The organism is Cellulomonas sp. B6 (assembly GCF_001462455.1).
Taxonomy (GTDB): Bacteria; Actinomycetota; Actinomycetes; order Actinomycetales; family Cellulomonadaceae; genus Cellulomonas.
Genome location: NZ_LNTD01000272.1, coordinates 17,191 through 27,252 on the forward strand (window position 1 = coordinate 17,191; position 10,062 = coordinate 27,252).

Below are 10,062 nucleotides of genomic sequence, written 5' to 3' on the forward strand. Positions count from 1 at the left end.
GCGCAGGGCGCGGCTAACGTCGGACGTATGCCCAGCTCGCACGTCGGTCCGCAGGTCACGCCCCCGACGAGTGACGACGCGACGGCGGAGGGACGCATCGCTGTCGTGCGCCGGCAGGACCGCTCGACCGGCTCCGTCCTGGACTGGGTGCAGCGGGTCGTCGGCCAGGGCCCGCTCGAGGTGGGGCCCAGCGAGATCCTCGCGCTCATGGCCCCGATGGGCTGGGAGCTGACGTTCACCGACGGGGACGCGACCGCCGGGGTCGTCCACCCGGTCGCGGCCGACCGGATGCTGCTGCTGCGGTACGAGGGCTCGCGGTACACCGCCGAGTCCGACCGGGCGCCGGCGGCCGTGCCGTCGGGCCCGCGGATCGCGGTGCTCGAGCTGATCGAGTCCGGCACCGGGGTGCTGCTGCGCGGCGACCACGAGCTGCCGCTCGGTCCCGGCGACGTGCTGCTGCACCCGGTGCGCGGTCGCTACCGCATCGAGTGGCGGGAGGGTCCCTGCCGGCGCACGTTCGTGCTGCTGACGACGTCCCTGTTCGGGCGGCGCCCCGACGCGATCCTGCGCGACGAGGACCTGGTCCTGCGCGACGCGCCGCTCGCCCCCGCCGCGCAGCACCTCATGGAGGTGCTGTTCGACGACGACGTCGACCCGGTGGTGCGGCTCACCGCGACGCAGGCGCTGCAGGGGCTGGTCGCCGCGACCGTCGCCTCGGCGATCGACCGGGGCCAGGCCCCGCCCGAGCCGGGCCTGCGCGAGCGCGTGCGCGCGCTGCTCGTCGAGCGGTACGCGGACCCCGGGCTCGACGCCGACGTGGTGGCGCGCGAGCTGCGGATCAGCAGGCGGCACCTGTTCGCGCAGTTCGAGGACAGCCGGGACTCGTTCGCGACGACCCTGCGGGACATCCGGCTCGAGCACGCCGCGGAGATGCTCGCGGGTGCGGACGACGGCGTCACCGTGCGTCGCGTCGCGCGCGAGACCGGGTTCGCCGGGACGGCGCAGCTGGGGCGGGCTTTCCGGGACCGGTTCGGGCTGACGCCGACGCAGTTCCGCGCGGCCGCGCTGCGCGGGCAGCCGCTGCCGACGACGCGCTGACGTCGCCCTCGTCTCCGGACGACGGAGCGCCAGGGCAGGGTTGCGCAGCGACCTGGTGAGGCGTGTTGCGGGTCACGTGCGCGGCCGCGCCGAATGCGGCGATTCGGACCGTGTTGACGATTCGTGCGCGCACCGGTGACATACCGCGCAGTCTCACCCGGGGCGCGGGACCAAGGGCCTCCAGGGTATGGGCGATCCCGACGCGCCCGGAGGCTCCCGCATGCCCACGCAGTCCCGAGGTCGCGCGCCCGTGCGCCGCCTCATGTCGTTCGTCGCAGCCGTGCTCGCCGCGCTGCTCGCGCTGCCCGTGCTCACCGCACCGGCGGCCGCAGCCGACCCCCAGTACCTGAGCATCACCAAGTCGGTCGACCGCGGCAGCCTCGCGCCGGGCGACACGTACACCTACAAGGTGCAGGTGACGTGCTCCGAGGCGTCGTGCCTCGACGCGGTGCTGACGGACGCGCTGGGCGACCACGCGGGGCACGAGCTGCTGGACGTCGAGCTGCTGCCGTCGACCCCGGGCCTGACGTTCGTGCCGACGTGGACGTCGGGCGGTGCCACGGGGTCGTCCGCCCCGGCGGTCGTCGCGGCCGACACGCGGCTCGACGTCGCGTTCACGCAGGCGACCGTCAGCCCGACCGGCTCCGGGATCCAGGCCGGTCAGACGTTCTCCGTGCAGCTGACGCTGCGGGTGCCGACCGACCTGACGCCCGGCACGCGGACCACGCACGTCAACACCGCGACGGTCACCGCGACGAACTCGGCGCCCGCGACGGCGTCGGCGCAGGTCGAGGTGACGGTCCCGGTGACGGTGGCCGTCACGCCCAGCAAGTCGTGGACCCCCGCCGAGCAGGCGTTCGACGCCGGTGCCGCCTCGACCATCCGGATCGGTGCGACCAACGCGGCCAACGTGCCGGCCGACGCGCTCGTGCTGCAGGAGCCCACGGTCGCGCCCGAGGGCGTCGCGACGCTCGACGCCGCGAACCCGTTCACCCTCGTGGACCTGACGTCGCTCGCGGGGGTGTCGGTGCCGACGGGCTGCACCGCGGTGCGCGTCGACGCGTACGTGCAGCGCGCGGGCGCCTGGACCTGGGTCGTGGGCGACGGCGGCCTCGTGCTCCCCGACGGCGTCGCCGCTGACGCCGTCGGGGGTCTGCGCGTGACGTGCGACGGCCCCGTGGCCGTCGGCGACACGCTCGCGCTGGACCTGGCCGTCGCGCAGCGCGCGACGCACCGCACGACCGGTGCGGACCTCTCCGTCGCCACGAGCACCCTCACCAACACGGTCGAGGCGCGGGTCGAGGTCGACGGCCAGGCCCCGGTCACGGCCACTGCGACGGCGCCGTACCGCGTGACCCCGGCGCGCCTGGGCACCGACGTCGTCAAGGACTTCGTGCCGGCCAAGGTCTCGGCGGGGGAGTCCAGCACGCTGAGCCTCGTCGCGACGCAGACCTCCGACGTGCCGGTCCGCGAGCTGCGCGTGAGCGACCTCGACTTCTTCGGCACCGACCCGGCGTTCGGCGGGTTCGACGGCGCCCCGACCTGGCCGACGGGCGCCGACGCGGCGTCGGTGGTCTACCACCTGTCGGACGGCTCGACGCGGACGGTGACGTTCGCGTCGGGCGCGGTGCCCGCGACGCCGAGCCTGCCCGGCGGCGTGCACGTCACCGGGTTCGAGCTCGTGTTCACCGGTGAGGTCGCGCCGAACGCCGAGCCCGCCCGCGCCCGCGTCACGGTGCTGACCACCGAGACGTCGACCGGCTCGGCGCGCCAGCTCGACAACACCGCGACCTCGCGCGTCGAGGCCGCGAACGGCAACTCGGCGCAGGACACGGCCGACGCCCGCCTGACCGTCGTGCCCGCGTCGATCCAGGTCGGGCTGACCAAGACCGTCCGTCCGGGCAGCGAGCTGCGCCCGGGCGACACGGCGGTCACCGAGCTGCGCTCGACGCTCGCGGTGTCCTCGTCGTACGTCACGGCACGCGACCTGACGATCACGGACGCGTGGGACGGCACGGCACGCACGTTCTGGGACGGCTTCGACCTCACGGCGATCGCGCCGACGCAGGTGCCGTCGGGCACGTCCGTCGAGGTGCGGCTGCAGACGGCCGTCGGCACGTGGGTGACGGTGCGCACCGAGCCCGCGCAGGCCGACACGTGGCTGCTCCAGCTCGACTCCGCCGCGCTGGAGGCGGGCCTGCCGGCCGGCACGGACCTGTCGGACGTGACGGGCGTCGAGCTGCGCCTGCACGACACCGACGGGTTCGAGGAGAACACGACCGTCACGCCGTACCTCGTGACGACCGCGCGCAGCACGCTGCGCAGCGGCGGTGCGCTGCCCGAGGGCACGACGACGCTGCGCAACGCGGCCACGACCGGCGGCAGCGGCACGACGGGCGGCGGCACCACGGTGCGCGACGACGACGACGCCGAGGACGACGCGGCCGTGACGCCGCCCCCGCCGGGCACCGGGCCGGTCGAGGTCAGCAAGGCCTGGACCGAGCCGACCGTCGCGGCCCAGTCGGGCCAGCAGCGCACGACGCGGCTGTCCTGGCGCACGGCCGCGGGGGCGTCGGCCGTGACGCTCACCGACCCCGCCGCGGCGCAGGACCCGGCCGCGGCCGACCCGGCGGGCACGCTGCTCGACGCGTTCGACCTCGTGCGGGTGCAGCCGATCGCCTACTCGGCGACGCCGTTCACGAACGGCTGGTACCTCAAGTACGACCGCGTCGCCGACGTGCGGCTGCTGCTGCCCGACGGTGCGGGCGGTCGGACGTGGCAGTCGGTGACGGCGCCCTCGGGCGGCTGGACGAACGCCGGTGGGTTCGTCGGGTACACGCTGACGACCCAGCAGCGCGCCGACGCGTGGGGCGTGCAGGTCGTGCTCGAGGAGGACGCCGCGGCGCGTACGGCGGCCCGGCAGCCCGGTGCGGCGCTCGACCCGTTCGCCCCGGCCGTCGGCTCGGGCGTCGCGGCCTCGTCGGTCGACCGGACGCTGGACCTGCAGTGGCGGATCCGTGAGGTCCGGCGCACGGGCGGCTGGGTCACCGACAAGGCGGCCTACAACGCGACGGGTGCGGGCGTCGTCCGCAACACCGTGGGCATCTCCGCGCAGCGCACCGACGGCACGGTGACGGACGAGGACCGCGCGGACATCACGATCACGGGCTCGACGCCGCTCGTGCGCGTCGACAAGACCGTCTCGACCACGGACGTCGCGTACGTCCCGCGGGACGGCGTGGTGCCGGCCGACCAGTGGCCCACGCGGACGTTCGGCCTGACGGCCTGGAACGACGCGGTGGCCCGGGCCTCCTACCTGCGCCTCACCGACCCGGCCTGCTCGGACGTCGACGTGCAGGGTGCGGCGTGCGCGCTCGACGACCCGACGGCCGACCCGTTCGCGGGCTCGGTGGACTGGATGGCGCCCGGCGGCGGCGAGAGCCCGTTCGACCGGTTCGACCTGACCCGCGTGCAGTTCTCCGCGACCCGGCCGGCCGAGGTCGACCTGGCCGCGTCGACCGCGTGGGTGCTGCGGTACGCCGACGGCACGACCACGAGCGAGCGCACGACCGTCGCGGCGCTGCTCGCGATGACGCCCGCGGACCTCGCGGACGTCGTGGCGCTGAGCGCGACGTTCCAGAGCACCGACCCGGCGGTGACGGGCGGCACGATCACGCAGGGCAACCGCCTGCGCCTGGACCTCGACACGCGTCTGCGCACGCACGTGCGCTCGACGGGTGAGCCGCAGTCGCTGCGGGCCGGGCAGTCCACGACGGTCGAGAACCACATGTACGCCCAGTCGTACGACCCCGTGCTCGACCCCGACGGCGAGACGCTCGCCGCCGGGACCGACGGTGTCGACGTCCGCCTCACCGGTGGCGAGATCAACGTGGGCGTCGCCAAGACGATCTCGCCCGCGGTGGTCACCGAGCCGACGCGCGACGAGCCGCTGACGGTGCGTCTCACGGCGAACAACGGCACGGCACCGGGTGGCACGCTCGCGCCGGCGCAGGTGCGCCTGCAGGACGACGCGACGACGTCGCCGGAGTTCTGGGACCGGTTCGACCTGGTGGGCCTGGGTGCGGTGACGCTGCCCGCGGGCGCCGACCAGGTGCAGGTCGACGTGCATGGGCCGTTCGGGCCCGACGGCGCCGACGCGTGGGTGACGGGTGCGCCCGGTGCGACCCCGACGCTGCCGGTGGCCGACGAGCGGGCCGGTGAGGTCGACGGCGTGCGGGTCGTCTACTCGCGGGCCGACGGCGCGTTCTTCTCCGACGTCGTGCCGGCCCCGGGCTGGACGGCGACCGCCCAGCTGCAGGTGCGCCTGCGGGACGTCACGCGCACGGGCGGCGACCCGGTCGTGCTCGACGCCGACCACCACGAGGTGACCAACACGGTGGTCGGCCAGGCCGACCGGCTCAACGGCGAGGCGTCGCAGGAGCGCGCGAGCGCCGCCGCGGTCGACCTCTTCGAGGGCACGCACCGCCTCGCGGTCGACAAGCTCGCGAACGACGGCAACCGCACGGTCCAGGTCGGCACCGCCGTCCCGTGGGACCTGTCGTTCCGCAACGCGGGCAGCGGCTACCTCGACGTCGCCGAGCTGCGCGACACGCTCCCCGAGCACCTCGTGTGGACGGGGGAGACGGCTCCGGTCGTGACGCTGCCCGCGGGCAGCGCGATGTCCGACCAGGTGGCGGTGACCCTCGACGGGCGCGACGTCGTCCTCACGTGGCCGCCGGACGGCCGCCGGCTCGCCCCGGGCGAGCGTGTCGACGTGCGGCTGGTGCTCGAGCTGCAGCCCGGCCTGACGGCAGGTGACCGCGCGGTCAACACCATGACCGTGCGCACCGCGCAGACCCTGGACGCGTGCACGCCGCTCGACGGCTCGCGCCCGGTGACGGGCGCGTGGGCCGACGATGCGACCACGTGCGGCTCGTCCGACCACGTGTCGCCGCGCGAGGGCTCCAACCTGTTCGCGGTCAAGGGCGTCCGGGGTGCGCGTCCCGGTGCCGCGACGGCCGAGGGGCAGGAGTGCACGACGCGCCTGGAGGCGACCGGCGGCGAGTACTTCCGCACGCCGTGCATCGCGAACTCGCTGGTGGGCGGCCAGGACGACTGGGTGCTGCGCGCGCAGAACGCGGGCACGACGAACGTCGACGAGCTGACGCTCTTCGACCCGCTGTCCGCGGTCGGCGACCGCATGATCATCACGGGCGGCGAGCGCGGGTCGGTGTACCGCCCGCGGCTCGTGCCGGGCTCGCTGCAGGTCACCGCGCCCGCGGGGGCCGTGGTGGTCACCGAGGTGACGACCACGCCGGACGTGTGCGCCGGGACGTGGGCGGGGCTCGAGGGCCACGCGGTCTGCGAGCAGTCCGGCGAGGCGTGGGCGCAGGTCGACGACGCGACCGACTGGTCGGCCGTCACGGGTCTGCGCGTGCACGTGGACCTGCGGTCGTCGACCGCGGGTGCGCTGCTCAGCGGCCAGTTCGTGGACGTGACGTTCTCGACCGTGAACGTGCTGGCCGGGGACGACGTCGTCGACGGCGTGCCGGCGGGCACGGCGGCCGACGCGGTCGTCGCGTGGAACCAGTTCGGTGCGAAGTACCGCGACCAGGGCTCGCCGACGTGGGCGAAGATCGCGCCGCCCAAGATGGGCGTCCAGGTGCTGACCGGCCCGATCGAGGTCCGCAAGGTCGTCGAGGGCCCGGCGGGCGGCTTCGCGCCGGCGTCGTTCGGGGCCGACGTGGTCTGCACGCTCGACGGCGCGCCCGTCGACCTGGGGGCTGCCGAGACGCTGACGCTCGACGAGGGCGACGGCTACGTGGCCCGCGTCGACGGCCTGCCGCTGGGTGCGCGCTGCGACGTCACCGAGTCCGGCGAGCCGGGCGACCACGGCGAGACGACGCGCTCCGGCACGGTCCGGCTCGAGGTCGACGCCGCGGCGGGCGCGGACGGCGCCGTGCCGGCCGCGCAGGTCGCGACGCTCACCAACACGTACGCGTTCGGCGGCCTGAGCGTCACCAAGCGCGTCGACTCGACCGCGACCGCGGGCCTCGAGGGGCCGTTCACGTTCGCGCTGACCTGCACCGCGGCCGGCACGGGCGCGCCCGTGACGTTCGACGGCGCCGACGCGCTGACGTTCACGCTCGCCGACGGTGAGACGTTCACCGCCCCGGACGAGGTCATCCCCGCCGGTGCGACGTGCGCGCTGACCGAGACCGACAGCCGCGGCGCCGACCGCGTGCTGCTCGTCGGCGACGGCGTCGTGCCGACCGGCCCGGGTGCGGCCGACGTGACCGTGGGCGCCGACGGCGCACGGGTCGAGGTCGTCAACGGGTTCGACGCGGGCGTGCTCGAGGTCCGCAAGGTCGTCGACGGCGCCGGTGCGGCCACGTGGGGCGCGGGTGCGTCCTTCGGGTTCTCCGCGGTCTGCACGTACGACGGCCGCACGGTGCTCGACGAGCCCTTCGACCTGCTCGCGGGCGGGCTGCGGACGTTCGGGCCGTTCCCGGTGGGCACGTCGTGCCGCGTGCTGGAGACGGCCGCGGGCGGCGCCACGAGCTCGGTGCTCGCACCGGCCGACGGCGTCGTGACGGTCGAGCCCGCGTCCGACGAGGGCGAGGTCCCGGCGGCCGTGGTGACGGCGACCAACACGTTCGACGTCACGTCGGTCGAGGTCGTCAAGCAGGTCGCGGGCGCCACGACGGCGCCGGGCGCGGCCGGGCCGTTCACGGTCGAGCTGGTCTGCACGTGGCCGGTCGACGGCCAGGACGTGCCGCTCGACGTGCCCGGCGGTGCGCGGCGCACGCTGCAGGCGCCGGCCGCGCTGACCGCGTCGTGGACGGGCCTGCCCGTCGGCGTGGACTGCACGGTCACCGAGACGGCGACGGGCGGGGCCGCGCAGGTGGCCGCGACCGTGCGCGTCGAGGGCCGCGAGCCCGTGACGTCGACGGGTGCCCGCGTGCCCGTCGTCGGGCTGGCCGGGACGACCGCGCCGGGGCAGGCCGTGGTCGAGCTGGTCAACACGTTCGACGCGCCGCCGGCCGGCGGCACGCCGGGCGCCGACACCGCTGGCGCGGACCGTGACCCGCTCGCGCTGACCGGTGCGGACGTGCTGCGCGCCGGCCTGGGGGCCCTGCTGCTGCTGGCGGCCGGTGGCCTGCTCGTCGCCCTGCGGAGGCGACGGGCCTGAGGACGCGGTGGCGGCCGGCATCCCCCCGACGCCGGCCGCCACCGCTGCACGACGCCGTCCGGGTGCTGTCACCCGGACGGCGTTGTCGTCGGCGCCCGGCGGGGGTGCAGGATGACGCCATGCGCAGCGATATCTTCGACCGGACGAACCTCGAGGTCGAGAACGGACAGCGGTTCTTCCTGCAGAACTCCAAGATGCTCAAGGTGACCCTCGGCGAGCCCGTGCTCGCTGCGAAGGGCTCGATGGTCGCCTACCAGGGGGCCGTGCAGTTCCACCACAAGGGCTCCGACTCGCTGGCGAAGTTCGTCAAGCGCGCCATCAGCTCCGACGACCAGGCGCTCATGACCGTGTCGGGCCAGGGCGACGTGTTCTTCGCGCGGTTCGCCGAGACGGTGTTCATCATCCACCTCGAGGGCGACGCGATCAGCGTCGGCGGCTCGTCGCTGCTCGCCTTCGACGCGACCCTGCAGTGGGACCTGCACCGCACGCGCGGCGCCGGCATGATGACCGGCGGCCTGTTCAACACCCTCATCCAGGGCCACGGGTCCGTCGCGCTGACGTCCGACGGCCAGCCCGTCATCCTCGACTGCTCGCAGCAGCCCACGTTCGTCGACCCCAACGCCGCCGTGTGCTGGTCGGCGAACCTCGTGCCCGAGGTCGTGTCGAGCATGAACATGAGCTCGCTGCTGCGCGGCGGCACGGGCGAGGCGTTCCAGTACAAGTTCCACGGCCCGGGCTTCGTGGTCGTGCAGCCGTCCGAGGGCTTCGCGGGGCTGGGTCAGACGAGCTGACGTCGCTCGTCGGTCCGCGTGCGAGGGCCGCTGTGAAGGGTTGCTGTCGCGAGGCGACGGCAACCCTTCACGCGTTCGTGGGTGCGGTGCGGCGCGGCGGGACGGCGAACCGGTCGCCGTCGTGGGCCACGTGGACGGTCGTCGTCGCGCCCGCAGCCCGGACCGCGGCTTCGGCCTGGACGCGCATCGGCTCGAGGTCGGGGTAGCGCGAGGAGAAGTGGGCGAGGACGAGCGTGCGCACGCCGCCGGCCGCGGCCAGCGCACCGGCCTGCCCGGCCGTGAGGTGCAGGTACTGCTCGGCCAGGGCGGCGTCCTCGTCGGTGAACGTGGACTCCGCGAGCAGCAGGTCCGCGCCGTCGGCCAGCGCGGCCGCGCCGTCGCACACCGCGGTGTCCATGACGACGGCGACGCGCTGCCCCGGGCGCGGCACGCTCACGTCCTCCAGCCGCACGTCGCCCACGTGGCCGTCGCGCGTCAGGCGGCCGACGTCGGGGCCGGTGACGCCCGCGGCGGCGAGCCGCTCGGGCTGGAACGTGCGCCCGTCGGGCTCGGTGAGGCGGTACCCGTACGCCTCGATGCGGTGCCGCAGCTCGACGACCTCCAGGCCGTCCGCGACCGGGCCGGACGCGCCGTGCGGGTGCAGCCGCAGGTCGAGCCCCGGGGTCGCGAGGCCGACGAGCGCACGGACCACCGGCTCGCCCGACGCGGGGTAGTGCAGGTGCACAGGGTGCTGCACGCCGTCGAGCACCAGGCGGGACAGCACGCCCGGCAGGCCGTAGGAGTGGTCGCCGTGCACGTGCGTGAGGCAGATGCGCGTGATCGCGGTCGCGGCGACGCCCGCGTGGATGAGCTGACGCTGCGTGCCCTCGCCCGGGTCGAACAGCAGGCCCTCGCCGTCCCAGCGCAGCAGGTAGCCGTTGTGGTTGCGGGTCCGGGTGGGCACGTGCGACGACGTTCCGAGGACGACGAGCTCGCGCACGG

4 protein-coding genes are annotated in these 10,062 nt (G+C 75.2%); 3 read left to right on the forward strand and 1 reads right to left on the reverse strand.

Annotated features, from left to right (window positions below):
• The first annotated feature begins 27 nt into the window (after positions 1 to 27).
• From ATM99_RS17995 to ATM99_RS18005, 3 genes are all read left to right on the forward strand, one after another.
• On the forward strand, positions 28 to 1,098 hold the full coding sequence (locus tag ATM99_RS17995; RefSeq protein ID WP_062104167.1) for an AraC family transcriptional regulator: 1,071 nt from the start codon (positions 28 to 30) through the stop codon (positions 1,096 to 1,098).
• 220 nt (positions 1,099 to 1,318) lie between these two features.
• Positions 1,319 to 8,290, forward strand: a complete 6,972-nt coding sequence (locus ATM99_RS19545; protein ID WP_190278877.1) for a DUF5979 domain-containing protein — start codon at positions 1,319 to 1,321, stop codon at positions 8,288 to 8,290.
• Between the two features lie 119 nt (positions 8,291 to 8,409).
• Positions 8,410 to 9,081: an AIM24 family protein gene (locus tag ATM99_RS18005; RefSeq protein WP_062104169.1), complete on the forward strand. Its 672-nt coding sequence runs from the start codon at positions 8,410 to 8,412 to the stop codon at positions 9,079 to 9,081.
• A gap of 67 nt (positions 9,082 to 9,148) precedes the next feature.
• Here ATM99_RS18005 and ATM99_RS18010 read toward each other — a convergent pair whose 3' ends face one another.
• Positions 9,149 to 10,060: a ribonuclease Z gene (locus tag ATM99_RS18010; protein ID WP_062104170.1), complete on the reverse strand. Its 912-nt coding sequence runs from the start codon at positions 10,058 to 10,060 to the stop codon at positions 9,149 to 9,151.
• Positions 10,061 to 10,062: the final 2 nt, after the last annotated feature.